Source organism: Paenibacillus sp. B-A-8, from assembly GCF_048572915.1.
In the GTDB taxonomy this organism is placed as follows: domain Bacteria; phylum Bacillota; class Bacilli; order Paenibacillales; family Paenibacillaceae; genus Paenibacillus_AQ.
Genome location: NZ_CP183882.1, coordinates 6,121,137 through 6,135,572 on the forward strand (window position 1 = coordinate 6,121,137; position 14,436 = coordinate 6,135,572).

The 14,436-nt window shown below is 43.9% G+C and carries 13 protein-coding genes and 1 other annotated feature; of the genes, 2 read left to right on the top strand and 11 right to left on the bottom strand.

Annotated elements, in window-relative coordinates; all coding sequences use genetic code 11:
* The first annotated feature begins 100 nt into the window (after positions 1–100).
* On the top strand, positions 101–1,186 hold the full coding sequence (locus ACN6MV_RS27610) for an LLM class flavin-dependent oxidoreductase (RefSeq protein WP_076120308.1): 1,086 nt from the start codon (positions 101–103) through the stop codon (positions 1,184–1,186).
* A gap of 479 nt (positions 1,187–1,665) precedes the next feature.
* Here ACN6MV_RS27610 and ACN6MV_RS27615 read toward each other — a convergent pair whose 3' ends face one another.
* Positions 1,666–1,899 (bottom strand): hypothetical protein, encoded by a 234-nt coding sequence (locus ACN6MV_RS27615; protein ID WP_042131096.1) that lies wholly within the window; start codon positions 1,897–1,899, stop codon positions 1,666–1,668.
* Positions 1,896–2,903 (bottom strand): TIR domain-containing protein, encoded by a 1,008-nt coding sequence (locus ACN6MV_RS27620; RefSeq protein WP_231573941.1) that lies wholly within the window; start codon positions 2,901–2,903, stop codon positions 1,896–1,898. Before ACN6MV_RS27620 ends, ACN6MV_RS27615 begins: the two co-directional genes overlap by 4 nt.
* A gap of 147 nt (positions 2,904–3,050) precedes the next feature.
* Between ACN6MV_RS27620 and ACN6MV_RS27625 the strand changes: the two genes are divergently transcribed.
* Positions 3,051–4,181: an N-acetylmuramoyl-L-alanine amidase gene (locus tag ACN6MV_RS27625; protein ID WP_419885281.1), complete on the top strand. Its 1,131-nt coding sequence runs from the start codon at positions 3,051–3,053 to the stop codon at positions 4,179–4,181.
* Positions 4,182–4,256: 75 nt separating this feature from the next.
* Here ACN6MV_RS27625 and ACN6MV_RS27630 read toward each other — a convergent pair whose 3' ends face one another.
* From ACN6MV_RS27630 to ACN6MV_RS27670, 9 genes are all read right to left on the bottom strand, one after another.
* Complete coding sequence (locus tag ACN6MV_RS27630) at positions 4,257–5,171, bottom strand: glycine betaine ABC transporter substrate-binding protein (protein ID WP_341115211.1); 915 nt, start codon at positions 5,169–5,171, stop codon at positions 4,257–4,259.
* A 43-nt stretch (positions 5,172–5,214) separates the two neighbouring features.
* A complete protein-coding gene (locus ACN6MV_RS27635) occupies positions 5,215–5,871 on the bottom strand; it encodes an ABC transporter permease (protein ID WP_042131100.1) in 657 nt (218 codons plus the stop codon).
* Positions 5,868–7,007, bottom strand: coding sequence for an ABC transporter ATP-binding protein (locus ACN6MV_RS27640; RefSeq protein ID WP_042131101.1), 1,140 nt, complete (start codon positions 7,005–7,007; stop codon positions 5,868–5,870). Before ACN6MV_RS27640 ends, ACN6MV_RS27635 begins: the two co-directional genes overlap by 4 nt.
* Before the next feature lie 194 nt (positions 7,008–7,201).
* Positions 7,202–7,837 carry a TrkA C-terminal domain-containing protein gene (locus ACN6MV_RS27645; protein ID WP_231573950.1) on the bottom strand — a complete coding sequence of 212 codons (636 nt, stop codon included), beginning with the start codon at positions 7,835–7,837 and terminating at the stop codon, positions 7,202–7,204.
* Between the two features lie 88 nt (positions 7,838–7,925).
* Complete coding sequence (locus ACN6MV_RS27650) at positions 7,926–9,233, bottom strand: Nramp family divalent metal transporter (RefSeq protein WP_081954198.1); 1,308 nt, start codon at positions 9,231–9,233, stop codon at positions 7,926–7,928.
* Between the two features lie 216 nt (positions 9,234–9,449).
* Positions 9,450–9,650, bottom strand: a complete 201-nt coding sequence (locus ACN6MV_RS27655) for a DUF2933 domain-containing protein (protein ID WP_042131102.1) — start codon at positions 9,648–9,650, stop codon at positions 9,450–9,452.
* A gap of 75 nt (positions 9,651–9,725) precedes the next feature.
* Positions 9,726–11,405, bottom strand: a complete 1,680-nt coding sequence (locus ACN6MV_RS27660) for a glutamine--tRNA ligase/YqeY domain fusion protein (RefSeq protein ID WP_419885282.1) — start codon at positions 11,403–11,405, stop codon at positions 9,726–9,728.
* A gap of 81 nt (positions 11,406–11,486) precedes the next feature.
* Positions 11,487–11,747 (bottom strand) — a binding site (T-box leader).
* A 71-nt stretch (positions 11,748–11,818) separates the two neighbouring features.
* Positions 11,819–13,375 (bottom strand): tetratricopeptide repeat protein, encoded by a 1,557-nt coding sequence (locus tag ACN6MV_RS27665; protein ID WP_419885283.1) that lies wholly within the window; start codon positions 13,373–13,375, stop codon positions 11,819–11,821.
* 55 nt (positions 13,376–13,430) lie between these two features.
* On the bottom strand, positions 13,431–14,285 hold the full coding sequence (locus tag ACN6MV_RS27670) for a copper amine oxidase N-terminal domain-containing protein (RefSeq protein WP_419885284.1): 855 nt from the start codon (positions 14,283–14,285) through the stop codon (positions 13,431–13,433).
* Positions 14,286–14,436: the final 151 nt, after the last annotated feature.

The following is a 14,436-nucleotide window of genomic DNA, read 5'->3' on the forward strand; positions in this document are numbered from 1 at the left end:
CATAAACTTACAATTTGTAAGTTATTGTGTTATAATAATCACATTCTTTCATAAACGAACAAGCTTTATCAAATATATGAATAACAAGGGGTTTGTGATCATGAGTAACGAGGTAACCACAGCATCAGCAGCCGATTTTGAATTCGGTATCTACACCTTAGGAGACATAGTAGCTGATTGTCATACCGGCAATAAGATCAGCCCGAAACAACGACTTGACGAAGTTGTAGCTGCGGCGAAGTTAGCGGATGAAGCGGGGCTTGATGTATTCGGTGTAGGTGAGCATCACCGTCTTGATTTTGCAATTTCTTCGGTTCCAGTCGTTCTGGCCGCCATCTCTCAGGTTACCCGTAGAATCAAACTGACGAGCGCCACCACCGTATTAAGCACCATTGATCCCGTGCGCGTGTTCGAGGATTTCGCCACGCTTGATTTACTGTCGAATGGACGTGCAGAGATTATTGCTGGACGTGGTGCTTTTGTGGAATCTTTCCCGCTCTTCGGGTATGAACTTGAAGACTATCATCGACTTTTCACCGAGAATATCAATCTGCTTCTCGAGCTTAATAAGCATGAAATTATGAACTGGGAAGGTTCCTTCCGTTCATCCTTGAAGGATTCTGAGATTGCTCCACGCCCTCTTCAACAAAGCCTGCCGGTATGGATTGGTGTAGGAGGTTCTCCTGAAAGCGCGGAGAAAGCCGGCGTACTCGGAACTGGAATGGCCATCGCCATTCTTAGCGGTAGTCCAGAACCTTTCCAAGAGCTTGCCGCAACTTATCGACGCGCTGGAATGCAGGCGGGGCATTCACCTGAAGCATTAAAGATTGCAATTACTAGCCACGGCTACATTGCCGAAACTTCACAGCAGGCACTCGATGAATATTACCCTTACTATTATAGTTATCGTAATTCCATCAGCCCAAAACCTGGACAAGAATACAGCGTCTCTCGTGACGACTTTGGCCAATATGTATCTGCTGATAACACGATGGCTGTGGGCAGCCCGCAGCAAATTATCGAAAAAATCCTTTATCAGCATGAGCTGTTCGGCCATAACCGTTTTATGACTCAACTCGACATCGGTGGCCTTCCTTACGCCAAGGTAGCCAAGGCAATTGAACTATTGGCAACAGAGGTTGCACCTGTCGTACGACGCGAAATTGCCAAGAAAAGCAGTCGATAGAGCTGAAGGCTGTCCCAGTAAGCATAGAAGCGCTTCTCCTGTTAATGGAGAAGCGCTTCTATGTGCTGCTGCAGCATTGTTTGTGGCTTGGTGCACTATGTATGACTTGCTACAACACGTTGTGCAGAGCGCCCTCACAACGGCTGAAGAATTGAAACAGAAGCTCTGCTTAGGAATTAGGGAATATCTCCCTAATAATCGGAGATTTCTGCTCATTATTCTAACAATTAGGGAATATCTCCCTATAATTGACCTGATTCGGTGCTAAATATAGATATTCCCCCGATTTTTAGGGAGGAATTCCCTAATTCCATTCATTTAGAGTTATTACCAGCTATTTTTAGGGAGTTTTTCCCTAATTACTCCAAAAATTTCATTAGTCCCACAGCTTAATACCTCAATCGAGCGTTACATTTACGCAAAAAAAAGAAGCTGCCCCTTAAGTAGATTTCTACTTTTGAGACAGCCACTTATGCTTATCACGCAAAGGAAGGTTTATTATTATCTACCTTACCGCTAATAAGCTTCTTATATTCATCGTCTCCGCCGTCTAAAGAAGGCGCAGTATAAATTTGAGCTGAAGCTGGTTGCTGAGCAGTATGGCTCGAGCCTGCTTTACTTGAGGTGTTCTTATCTCCTGAACTACTGCTTCCACCACTTGCAGATCGGAGAACAGCACCCGTTAAGTTATTCATGCCCTTTATTCTCTTCATGCTGAATCCTCCCCTACTAAATGATTGATGGTACGGAATAAATCCTGATTATGCCCAACTACCGCCTTAAGATCATCCGCAGATAACCCATCACTCCCTGAAAAATGTACGGAAAGAACATGTTTCTTACCTAGAGGATAGCATAGGATATATACCTCTGCAACTTCTGTTCGTTGAAAAAAAGTCCATTTGCTCGATAAAAAAGCATCCACCACACTAGGCCGCTTCTCATTCCCTCTCGTTACAGACAGGGGGTAAGAGTGACCACGCCCAACATTCCCTCCGACCTGAACAAGAGTCTCCTGCTCTTGAGCCTGCCAAATCGCTGCACCGATTACACGACAATGCTTCGGAGGTAAAAAGGAATTGCGTATCGCCTCGCTGAGTGCGTGATACTTCTCTCCATTTTCGGAGATGGTCACATTACTATTATATTGCCAAAAGAAATGAAGGATACTTTCTTTGCGCCTTAATTCTATCTTTAGCTGCTCTAAATCTTTAACCGGGTCCCGGAATCTACCACGCTCTTGAATACTATCAATAATCTTACCACAGCTCACATCTACAGCAGCTGTAGGATTATCATGATGCACTTCATACTCTAGAGATGTAATTCCTGATAAATCAGACAACAGATGGTACTCTTCAACATTCTCTCCAGGGATTAAATCATCACGGGCAGTCACCTGATCAGGCACTAGACAAAATACGCGGCTACGCCGTAATCTAGCCCAGAATAAACCCATTTCAAACCCCGTATTATCACGTGTCACATAATAAAATTTACCGCGTATTTTGGCAACATCATCTGGCGAGAACACAAATACAGCAAAATCGCTCTCATCCAAATTTCGCTCCAGTGCCTCCATTGTATATTCATTCGCTCGAAAGGCATTGGCATACCAAGGATGAACTTCAGCATCCCTCTTTAGCTGCTCATGAATCGCTCTTGCATACCGTATGGATTCCCTGGAAGATCCAATGAATAGCTTTGGTTTAGTCACGGCAGTCTCCTTCATCCTTTTCCCATTATGTAATAATTATACAAGTCTTTAGACAGCTGGAAAAGAGGCCTTATTCTTAAAAAATATTATTCTAAACCTCGTAAAGTGGGTAAAAAATTACGACTACTTTGAAAAAGCGAGGATACTATGAATAAAATGATAGGTGTCACATTACTTGCGGCAAGTCTTATGGGTATGGCAGCGTCACAGCCTGCTGAAGCTAAAACAGCAGCCAGTTATACCGCTCAGGTATACGCGAACTCTTTAAATGTACGCAGCGAGCCGGCTAAGAATGCAACTGTAGTAGGATCTATTAAGAACGGTGCCAAAGTAACTGTGTCCGATGAGCAACACGGTTGGTTAAAGGTGAAGACCGGAAACACCTCTGGTTGGGTAGCCGGCTATTACCTTAAAAAGGTGAACAGCAGCTCCCAGCAATCTGGCGCTTCTAAATCTTCCAACACCAGTAATGCTTCTTCCACCTCAACCAGCCCTTCGGGTAACACCACAAAGGCTACCGTAACGGCAGATTCATTGCGTATCCGAAGCGGTCCGGGAACACAATATAAGATGCTTGGTTCTTTAAAAGCCAAGGATACTGTTACCCTCCTCCTTCGTCAGAACGATTGGGCGCGGATTCGAACAGCTAGCGGTGACACCGGTTGGGTCGCAGCGCAATATATCCGTACCGGAGCAACGCAAAGCATCACAAACACCGTTTCGCGCACAGGAAATTTACGAGGAAAATTAATCGTCGTAGATCCCGGTCATGGCGGCAGTGATCCAGGAATGCTCGGCACTACATATAACACCATGGAAAAGGATTTGAATCTGCATACTGCCCTTTATCTCCGCGATGCCCTTTTAGCTAAAGGTGCACGGGTTGAGATGACACGTACCCGGGAGGACCAGAAGCCTACACTCGCTCGGCGAGTTCAAATGACTGAGGCTCTGCATGCTGATGCATTTATAAGCATTCATTATAATTCCTCACCTAAAAAAGTGTCCGGAACACTGACCTTCTTTTACTCCGAGTCCGATGATCTGAAGCTGGCACGGGCGATAGAATCCCGGCTAGGCCATGGCATTGGTCTAAAGAGCAACGGGTTATCCTTTGGCGATTATCACATCCTGAGGGAGAATCGAATTCCAGCTACCTTAGTTGAACTCGGATTTCTTACCAATCCTACAGATGAGTCAATTGTCCGCAAATCCTCCTATCAGAAAAAAGCAGCCAAAGCCATCGCGGAAGGATTGGCAGACTACTTTAGAAACTAGCCAGACCTACAAAGAAATAACAGAAAAAGAAGCAGGCTAGAAAATTCCTAGCCTGCTTTAGTTTGCATCTCATATTTAACCTTCTATTAATCCCTTCTTGATCAGGAAATTACGAGCTACATCCTCTTCCTTGAGTGCATCCACATCAACTTCTGCGTTCAATTGTTGCATTTCTTCATCACTGATCTGTCCGTTCAATTGATTTAAGATACCCTCTAGTTCAGGGTATTTATCTAGCGTTTCCTGACGAATAATCGGTCCTGCATCATAAGGAGGGAAGAATTCCTTATCATCCTGCAGAATCACCAGATCATGTACTTTAATTTGCGCATCCGTTGCATATGCATTGGTTACATCAGTTTCCCCATCGTCGATCGAACGGTACATGATACCATGGTCCATTCCTTTGCTCTGCTTGAAGTCCATACCGTAGAGTTTTTGGATACCAGGGTATCCGTCCTCACGATCCAAGAACTCGAACTCTACGCCAAGAACCATTTCTCCAGATACTTTCGCCAAATCGCTGAAGGTCTTTAGATTGTACTTCTCAGCCGTTTCGCGACTAACAGCTAAAGTATAGGTATTATTTATGCCGAATGGATCCAGAAAGGCCAGTCCATCTTTTTCAAGCAGTTCTCTTGTTTTAGCCAACGATTCCTCGGAGTTTCCTGTCTTCTCCTGATAGTAATTAGCTACAATGGTACCGGTGTAATCCGGATATAGCTGAATGTTATTATTCTCAAGTGCACTCCAAGCTACATTAGAGCCTCCCAAGTTCATCTGGCGCTTCACTTTAATATCTGTTTTATCTTCTATCAGATCTGCCATCATATGAGCGAGTAGAACATTCTCCGTGAAGTTTTTGGAGCCAATTGTGATTTCTCCACTGTTACCAGCAGCAGCGTTATTATTCCCGCCACCACATCCAGCAAGTAGCGCCCCCATTAATACTGTAGTTAAAACGCCTGTCATCAATTTTGGAATTTTCATATATAATCTCCCCTTTTATATTCTTTCTATACCAGAGCTTAAGTTATACTTTCAATCCCTTTGGAGTCGTAAGGCGTTCGAGCAATCCGAGTAGATAATCCAGCACGAGTGCAAGAATCGCGGCCGGAATAGCTCCAAGTAAGGTTAGAGCTTCGATGTTCCGTTGAATACCCAGGAAAATAAATTCACCCAATCCGCCAGCACCGATAAAGGCTGCCAGTGTTGCTGTCCCGACATTAATAACTGCAGCAGTACGGATCCCTGCCATAATTACACTTAAAGCTAAAGGGAGTTGGACCCGGAATAGAATCTGCCAGTTCTTCATACCCATTCCCCGGGCCGCTTCCACTATAGATTGGTCCACATCAGTTATTCCGGTGTATGTGTTGCGGATAATTGGCAGCAGTGAATACAGAAATAAAGCTACAACCGCCGTCTTCATCCCTATGCCGAATAGAGGAATCATAAATCCGAGCATCGCCAGACTAGGTATCGTCTGAAGAATCCCAGCTGCACCAAGCGTAACACCTTTCAGAGGTTTAACCCTTGTAATCATAATTCCTAGCGCAATGCCAACAATAATTGCAAATAACATGGACAAGAGCACAAGTTGCATATGCACGCCCATAGAATGAATCAAATCTTCCCTACGTATATCTAATTGATATATGAGCTGTTGCCATAATGATTGATCTCTCATATAGACATTTCCTCCTCTTTCACGCCTCCCCATTGTGCGGCAAACGCCGTCAGAAGACTGCCTCTTGTAACAATCCCGGCAATGATCCCCTCAGCGGTTACAATCGGAATAATGCCGTAAGGAGCTTCCGTAATCAATGATAATGCGTCTCTTGCTGTTGCTGTATCCTGCAGCACCACTTGAGGTGGTGTCATAATTTCTTCGATAGTAAGGCTTTGTTCCATTTTGGCGGTAACATCATAAGCGGAGACTATGCCAAGCAGCTTACCTTTCTCGTTTCCAACCAGTAATGTATCCATTTTGCGTTGACGCATAAAGGTAAGAGCTTTGCCCAGCGTCCGCCCTGGAAGCGATGTAGATGGATTGTCGCGCATAACTTCTGTTACGGGGATATACTCAGGGTTTTGGTAAATACGGTTTTTGCCGATAAAAGATTCTACGAAATCATTAGCAGGCCGGCTGAGCAGCTCATATGGCGTATCCAGTTGAACGATTTCACCGTCTTTAAGAATAGCGATCTTATCTCCAAGCTTCAGTGCTTCATCCATATCATGCGTTACAAATACAATGGTCTTCTTTACTTCTTGTTGCATGCGTAGCAGTTCATCCTGCAGCTGCTCACGGGTAATAGGGTCCAAAGCACCAAACGGTTCATCCATCAATATAATCTCAGGATCAGCCGCCAATGCACGGGCTACTCCTACACGTTGCTGCTGCCCACCTGATAATTGTTTCGGATAACGTTTGGCATATAGGGTCGGATCCAGTCCGACTAGACGGAGCATTTCTAGCACCCGTTCTTTTTTCTTATTAACATCCCACCCCTTTAGGTCGGGAATCAGGCCTACATTGTCTTCTATGGTGTAGTGCGGAAATAAACCAGCTTGTTGAATAACATATCCGATGTTCTTGCGGAGGGTTACAGGGTTCTCCTTGGTGATATCTTTACCGTGGATATAAATATGGCCTGAAGTATGCGGAACAAGACGATTTATCATTTTCATCGTTGTTGTCTTTCCGCAACCACTAGGACCGATCAGCACTAGTATTTCTCCAGCTTCAATTTCAAAGCTAATGTTCTTAACTGCTTCATAACCATTAGGGTATTTCTTACCTACTTTTTCAAATTTCAGCATAGGGTCTCTCCTTCTTATCTCTATCGTCAGATCATCTCGCCGGGCGACTCTGTAAGTTAAACTATAACAAACAACTCCCAAACTGACAACCTACAATGAGCATATAGGTTGTTTGTAATTTATTGTAATTTAATAATCAAAAAAAAGGCTATCCAGTGATAAACCCCGCTGGATAGCCTTTTCTCGACCTATTATTATAAATGATTCTCAGCATTTTTATTAATAAATTGCTCTGTTCTTTGGTACATTTTCTCATCACCAACTGCTACAAGTACATCATTTTCTCTGAGTATGACATGCGGACCTGGGGAGATTGTTACGTTCGCCCCTCGGCGAAGCGCTATAATAGTAGCCCCTGTATTCTGCCAAAATTGTAGTGTTCCAATGGTTTTACCGACCACATGTGATTGTTCATGGATTGTAATTTCTTCCGGGTGATAAGGTTTCAAATTCTTCATCCGGTCTGATGCCTCGATAATTCCAGTGAGCAGCTTCTCAAATTTGCTGTCGAGCTTCTTCTTTTCCAGCAACAATTGCTGTAGATCCTCTTTCAGTGAATAAACTGATTTCAAATAATTATTTCTAGTGATATACTCATACGCCTTTTGATCAGAGATGACAATAATCTCTTTCCCCTGCGAGACAAATACTATATTCTCATCCTTCAATAATCCCATAGCTTTACGGATCGTCTCAGGAGAAACATGGTACTGGCCTGCTAATAGAGAACGCCCCGAAAGCTTACTCTGTACGGGGAATTCCCCGCTTACAATTCTTTGTGCAATATCAAGGGCTATAGACTTATAACCGGATATTTCCTGCATGGACATTGTCGATCTCCTTACTTTGGCGTGAATTATGAATTATAAACATGCTCCAGTATACCTTTTTTCATTCACCAAATAAAGATGTCCTGCCTTATACAAACATTTGATAGACCAAAAATAAATTTAACGATACAACCAGTCCGGAGATAAGCCAGCCGAGAGCAGCTGTCATCTTACGATTCACTAACCCGCCCATAATCTGACGATTGCTAGTAAACATAACCAGTGGTACCAGGGCAAATGCAATCCCAAAGGATAAGACCACCTGACTGATAACGAGTGCCTTCGTTGGATTTACACCAAAACCGATGATCGCCAATGGCGGAATAATCGTAATCGCACGGCGTAAGTACAGATTAATTCTTTTGTTGATAAAGCCTTGCATCACCACATCACCAGCCATAGTGCCTACAGAAGAGCTCGATAGTCCCGCGATAAGTAGTCCTAAGCCAAACGAAATCGCCGTTACAGGTCCAGCCAAGTGACTAAATTGCTGAAACGCGACATCCAGGTCCTCAACTACAAGACCATTTTTGAAAAACAATGCCGCGGAGACAATGACCATCGCCAGATTAACCGCACCTGCAATAATCATCGCAATAATAATATCTATGAATTCCAATTTAAAAATTTGTTTTTTCTCCGCTTCATTCACCCCTACGATGCGGTTCTGAGTAAGTGATGAATGTAGATAAATGGCGTGTGGCATCACGGTTGCGCCTAGAATTCCTGCAGCCAAAAGGATGCTGTCGACCCCTTCAAACTTAGGTGTAAACATGCCTACAGCAACCGCACCCATATCCGGTTTAGCTACAATAACTTGAAAGGCGAAGGCTAAAACGACAATAAGAATCATTGCAGCAATTCCGGCTTCAAGTGAGCGGTATCCCCTACGCTGAAGCTCTAAGATAGCAAAAGAACCCACGGCAGTGATCATTGCTGCAGGCAGCATAGGGATATCAAACAATAAATAAAGTCCTAATGCTGCCCCGATAAACTCCGCCAGATCCGTAGCTATTATTACCAGTTCACTTTGAATCCATAAGAAGATCGATACACTCTTCGGGAAACGATCATGAGCGATCTCCGGAAGGTTCTTCCCTGTAGCAATACCAAGCTTAGCGGACAACGCCTGAATAAGAACAGCCATTAAGTTCGAGGCTACAATGACCCATAATAAGAGATAGCCATATTTTGAACCCGCCGTAATGTTGGTGGCAAAATTACCTGGATCCAGATAAGCAACCGCAGCGATAAACGCTGGACCTAAGAAAGGCAGTAATCTTCTAATTCCTTTGGTCTCCCCGTTAAGAACGGCTTGCGCTGAAATCGAGTTTTTATGTTGTTTTATATGTGGTTGTTCTATATGTGGTGTTTCCACTAAAGTTTGTTCTAGCATGTCAGCTCCTCCTCTTGCCCAAAAAAAAGTTGTCTATATACACGAAAGTTTCCTCTGTGCAACTTATATTTAAAGTATATGCTCATTTCTGAAAAATGTAAATATGTTTCATTAGGAATTTTCATACGCTTGTACACTTCTGATCGACAAAAAAAACCGGACAACATCAGGAATTACCCGATCTTTGCCCGGCTTAAGCCAATTACTCCGCATTGCTTATGGTGTGAGACTTTGAATATCTCTTCTCATTTGTTCATTCTGCGTTTTCAGCTCATTCAATTCTTTCTGAAGCTCCTGATAATCAGGTGACGCTTGCTTTCTCGACCCATGCCCGTGTCCATGCTTCCCGCCCAGTCCAAACATCATAAATATCATCATTAAAGGGCAGATCAATGTAATTAACCAAGACCAATTCATAGCTTTTACCTCCTAGAAATTCTTTATGACCTCTATATCATAAAGAATACTTGTGGAGAAAGGATGTGCTGTGAATTACGAATTCTTCTTCCATGTATCCTTCAGCGGTACAATCCGGTTCAGTACCAGCTTATCTGCTGTCGTATGCTTCTTATCCACACAAAAGAATCCATGGCGGATGAATTGATATTTATCTTCTGGAAGTGCACTATTCATGGAAGGCTCCAGCAAACAATCCTTCAGAATCATTAAAGAATCTGGATTAAGATACGCGTCCCAGCGCTCATCGTCTTCTTTAGGACCGTCATTCTCTTTTAGCAGCCGCTCATATAGATGAACTTCCGCCTTGATTGCGTGTTCTGCCGATACCCAGTGGATGGTCGCTTTGACCTTACGTTCATTAAATCCACTTCCACTCTTCGTTCTCGGATCATAGGTACAGCGAAGCTCCATCACTTCTCCGGTTGCTTCGTCCTTGATCACCTCATTGCACTTAATGAAGTAGGCACCTTTTAACCTTACCTCATTCCCTATAGTCAGCCTGTGATAACCTTTAGGCGGCTCCTCCATGAAATCCTCTTGTTCAATATAAAGCGTACGTGAAAAAGGAACCTCTCTATCCCCAAGCGTCTTATCTTCACTGTTATTCTCAATCGTAAGCCATTCGCTTTGATTCTCGGGATAGTTAGTAATAACCACCTTTAGCGGCTTTAGAACAGCCATTACGCTAGGTGCCTTCGCCTTCAAATCTTGTCTAAGCGAATGCTCTAACATGGCTATATCTACAATGGTGCTATGTCGGACAAATCCGATTTCTTTCACAAAATTCCGAATACTCTCCGGCGTAAAACCTCTTCTCCGAAGTCCGCGAAGCGTGGGAAGCCTTGGATCATCCCAACCATCCACATAATGTCCTGCAACCAATTGTCTAATGTACCGTTTGCTAGTAACGACACCAGTGATGTTTACGCGTCCAAACTCCCTTTGCTTTGGAGCTTCGGGGGTATCCAGCTCATTTAGTACCCACTCATACAGGGGCCGATGATCCTTAAACTCAATGGAGCATAGGGAATGCGTAATCCCTTCGATCGCATCTTGTATAGGATGTGCAAAATCGTACATCGGATAGACGCACCAATCGTTGCCTGTTCTATAATGTTCCGCATGGATAATTCTATAAATCACCGGATCACGCAAGTTGATATTCGGTGAGCGCATATCTATTTTGGCGCGTAATACTCTGGCACCCGTAGGATAAACGCCATCCCTCATCTCTGCGAATAACTTCATATTTTCTTCCACAGAACGCTCCCGATAGGGACTGTTCCTTCCCGGCTCTGTAAGCGTCCCTCTATATGCTGTCACCTCTTCAGGTGATAAATCGCAGACATAGGCTTTTCCTTTTCGGATTAGCTTTACTGCGCTATTGTAAATTTTTTCTGAATAGTCTGATCCATAGAAAATATGGTCCGGTGAGTAGCCCATCCATTCAATATCTTCGATGATGGCATTTACATATTCCAGATCCTCTTTTAAAGGATTCGTGTCATCGAAACGCAAGTGGAACTTTCCGCCATACTTTTTTGCAGTTGTATAATTCGTGTCAATGGCATACGCACTGCCAATATGCAAATATCCGTTAGGTTCCGGTGGAAATCTGGTGCAAATGTCTGTGCTGTAAGTTTCAGCCTCAAGCTCTTCTTGAATAAATCTGTCAATGTAACTTTCTGCCACTACTTCTGATGGCTTATTCATTGTTGTTACCTCCTGTATATTAGCGATATCCGCCTTGTTTATCTGCAAAATAAAAAGAACCTCACCTCCAAGACTTATGGTCTTGGGGACGAAATTCTCGCGGTACCACCCCAGGTTCATTAATATGTCGCCATATTAATCTCATCAAGTACGGCAATGCATCTTTCGCAGTGCTTATACTCTAGCTCTATAACAGGAGCTCCCGTCATACCATCCCCGTCACCCGGTTCCGACATGCCGCTCAGAGGCTTGTTTCGATAAAATCCTCCTTACCCCGTTCTCATCATCCAGGGCTCTCTGTGAAGGAATGATTTTATTTACTCTTCTCGTCATCGCGTTTAATTATTTTGTATAGGATACCAAATAGATGGTCCTGTGTAAATGGTGTGCTTTCTCTTCTGTCCGCTTACGATCTATTCCTCGCTCAGAGCTGTTATCAGTTCCAGCACCACTTCATTATCCGGCTCTACGGTCAAAGCTCTACGCGCGTATTCCAGTGCAGCCCCTTCAGCTCCAAGCTCATAGTTACAAATCGCCATGCTATAGAGCACCGATGCTAATGGTTCTTCCGCATTGGCATGCATAGACCGCTCTAAGTAGACTAACGCCTCCTCGAACTTATCCATTTCATACAGCAATAAACCAGCGTCCAGTGAGAGGTCATAGCTCTGTTCCATCGGATAATAACCTGTCCACATGAGCTGAATCCCTCGCTGAAGATCCAGCATTTCTTCATCACTGGCATCCGGCAGCAGCTCCGAGATCTGTTCAGCACTATGGATAAACCATTCTGCATCATACCCACCTAAGCGCCAAAAAGCCAAAATCTGCTGAAGCCCCATCGTATCTACTTGCTGATCCATCCATTCCTTCATACTGAAGAAATCATCCGGGCCAAAACGCTCTATAAACCGTTTGTAACCTAACCGAGTGTTCGCATAGCTCATCGGCGATTCCAGCATAAGAATACATCCGATGTTCAAGTTTTTATAATGATGAGAGGTAAATAAGGAATGCGCTCCTTGTTGCTCCAACGTATGCTGAATCGCATGATAGTTCGCTGTTAAGGAGAAGCTACCATGATGAATTAGCATAGGCGGCTCCGCAAATTCCCAATTCTCTATTCGGTGATCGCCCTTATCCGCTGTAAGGAGTACAAACCCTCCTGTAGATAACTTAGCTAGCCTCTCCAAACAAGTAAGCCCCACCACTGGAAACAGAATATGCGAATCCTCCAGCTTCTGCTGATAGAGCTTTATAACATCGTGATAGGGATAAGTTTCCGCTTCGTAATCAGCCGCACGACGATAATGATATTGCGGGATAATTGTACCGAGTACCTCTGAGGGGTTATCCGAATCTGCATCCTCAGAATACTGAATCGACATCTCACATTCAAATATTTTACCTTCATCCACATAAATTAATTCCTGCGGGATACTGTCAAAAAAATAATTCGCCACAAGCAGCAGCGGCTGCTGTAAATCACCAGGTTTGATGCTGAGCTTAGCGTGCACTAAATGCAGTTCAGTATCCTGTACAGCATCAAAACGTGCAAAATCCAGTATACCCTGCTCTACGAATGGAAGTAAGCTTGGGTGCTGCTGCCAGCTGGTTATATTTTTTACGGGTAAATCACTCATCACATAACGAAAAGGAGGAAGTGGAGTCCCCGCATAATCTATGATTTCGCATAGCTTCTTAAGGATATGGAACGCTAACCGCCCTGCTCCCGCTCCCAATTCCAGTATAGTGACTGTTTCAGAGAGATGTCCTTGTCCAGCCCGATCTTGCAGGAATCCGAAGATCATTTCCGCATATGCAGTCGCAATCATAGGATTACTCGTAATATACTGCGGAACCTGATCATTATTCCAAGCCTTTAAACCCTTTTCTTCATAATAAGCCCGCTGTAATTCCCAAATGGGTGCTTCACTGAAGCGATAGTGCTGCCCTTCGTTACCTGTCATCTATTTCTTAACCTGCTCTCTGTATATCTTGTTAGAACACCTATGTTACTGTTACTTATTCCGCTCTCAATGTGCGTGACCTGAAAAGAACGTATTCAGCCTCTGCCGGAATGGAAACAGAAAATGACAATAATCCCGCTTTAGAGGTTAACGAATCAGGTCCTTTTAACGTTTGGTAGTAAGAATTCCCTTTGCTGTCCACACTCACCAGCTCCAGTTCCGCGTTCCCTTTAGGGATGACGAAGCCAGAGGTATTTTGCACACCTAAGGTTATTTTGTATTCTTTCCCGGATGGAGTCTGTGTCAGCGTACAGGGATATAAAGGATATGGATGTGCTGTTGTTTCCACTGGGTAAGGAGCAAGCGCTCGATCTGCCTCAGGCTTCGCCCATTCCTCCCCTTTTCTCGCACCAATGCCAAGGGTTAGTTTATTCACGTTATTGAATTGGGTTTCCCAGCGAAATGTCTTTAAACCCTCTAGGATAGGAGATGCTGGAACAAATAGGATTCCATCCTTGATCTCCGGGGCAATCCCTAATGAATCTTCTGTCTCCCCATTAAATTCTGCCTCTAGCTGTCCTGCTTTAATCTTCCCAACCGACCGGTCAAGTAGTGAAACCGTAACACTATTCGTTAGTGCGTCATAGAGCAAATCTGCACCAATCGCACTCGAAAAAGCCCGAATCGGCACCATTAATTTACCTGATTTAAAATAAGGAGCGAGTTTACCCGGAAAAAGGACGTAATACCCCCCGTATGACAGTGGCATTACCTGAGTCCCTAACTGGACAGCCGCCGACACCGATGTAGGTGTAACCGCTGAACCTGCGGCGAACATGATCACTAACAGACCGATGATATAAGCTCTTATTTTTCCTAGTCGTTGTAAGGACTCCTTAACATGATTCATCTTAAACCCCTCTCCCTCTCTGCTCCGTTTAGATCCTCAATCTATATAAGTAATAATCAATGATCCCTTGGCGCATGTCAACTTGTTCCACTTTTGTTATTCATCATAAAAGACAGGATTCTGCATATATTTCCATTGAGTTATTTAGAAT

What these genes read in the sequence shown, in the direction of transcription:
- ACN6MV_RS27640 (WP_042131101.1), bottom strand. Translation starts at nt 7,007, where the DNA reads ATGCTGAAATTTGAAAAAGTAGGTAAGAAATACCCTAATGGTTATGAA.
- ACN6MV_RS27660 (WP_419885282.1), bottom strand. Translation starts at nt 11,405, where the DNA reads ATGAATAAGCCATCAGAAGTAGTGGCAGAAAGTTACATTGACAGATTT.
- ACN6MV_RS27645 (WP_231573950.1), bottom strand. Translation starts at nt 7,837, where the DNA reads ATGTCCATGCAGGAAATATCCGGTTATAAGTCTATAGCCCTTGATATT.
- ACN6MV_RS27650 (WP_081954198.1), bottom strand. Translation starts at nt 9,233, where the DNA reads ATGCTAGAACAAACTTTAGTGGAAACACCACATATAGAACAACCACAT.
- ACN6MV_RS27635 (WP_042131100.1), bottom strand. Translation starts at nt 5,871, where the DNA reads ATGAGAGATCAATCATTATGGCAACAGCTCATATATCAATTAGATATA.
- ACN6MV_RS27615 (WP_042131096.1), bottom strand. Translation starts at nt 1,899, where the DNA reads ATGAAGAGAATAAAGGGCATGAATAACTTAACGGGTGCTGTTCTCCGA.
- ACN6MV_RS27610 (WP_076120308.1), top strand. Translation starts at nt 101, where the DNA reads ATGAGTAACGAGGTAACCACAGCATCAGCAGCCGATTTTGAATTCGGT.
- ACN6MV_RS27625 (WP_419885281.1), top strand. Translation starts at nt 3,051, where the DNA reads ATGAATAAAATGATAGGTGTCACATTACTTGCGGCAAGTCTTATGGGT.
- ACN6MV_RS27665 (WP_419885283.1), bottom strand. Translation starts at nt 13,375, where the DNA reads ATGACAGGTAACGAAGGGCAGCACTATCGCTTCAGTGAAGCACCCATT.
- ACN6MV_RS27655 (WP_042131102.1), bottom strand. Translation starts at nt 9,650, where the DNA reads ATGAATTGGTCTTGGTTAATTACATTGATCTGCCCTTTAATGATGATA.
- ACN6MV_RS27670 (WP_419885284.1), bottom strand. Translation starts at nt 14,285, where the DNA reads ATGAATCATGTTAAGGAGTCCTTACAACGACTAGGAAAAATAAGAGCT.
- ACN6MV_RS27630 (WP_341115211.1), bottom strand. Translation starts at nt 5,171, where the DNA reads ATGAAAATTCCAAAATTGATGACAGGCGTTTTAACTACAGTATTAATG.